At 48.5% G+C, this 340-nt stretch carries 1 protein-coding gene; it reads right to left on the reverse strand.

The features are described 5' to 3' along the window. Positions 1–340: integrase core domain-containing protein (locus J3482_RS20355; protein WP_206923111.1), on the reverse strand; the 340-nt coding region annotated here is incomplete at both ends.

The raw sequence follows: 340 nt of genomic DNA on the forward strand, positions 1-340 counted from the left end.
TCTTACCCATGAAGTTGATACAACCGGACTTGTCCACTTTTCGAGTTTCGGCATGCAAAAAGGCATCCGCGATGCTCTCTGGTGAGATGAAACGAATGGCTTTATGGTCGCTACGATAGGCAGTCTCGGGGCTCATCTGATTCTGAAGTGCGGAGTGAGGTTGGTTCTGATAACATTCACTTAACCAGACCTCAAATTGTTGATTCAATTGTTCCAATGTCTTAGGTTTCGCCGCAGCGACTTCGTCCAGAAACGAGTCGACGATACGATTAAACCGCTCTATTTTTCCCTTCGACTCCGGCGCATAGGGTTTCGCGTAAAGCAGCCGTGTCCCGAGCTT

The organism is Alicyclobacillus suci, assembly GCF_017329615.1.
GTDB lineage: Bacteria > Bacillota > Bacilli > Alicyclobacillales > Alicyclobacillaceae > Alicyclobacillus > Alicyclobacillus suci.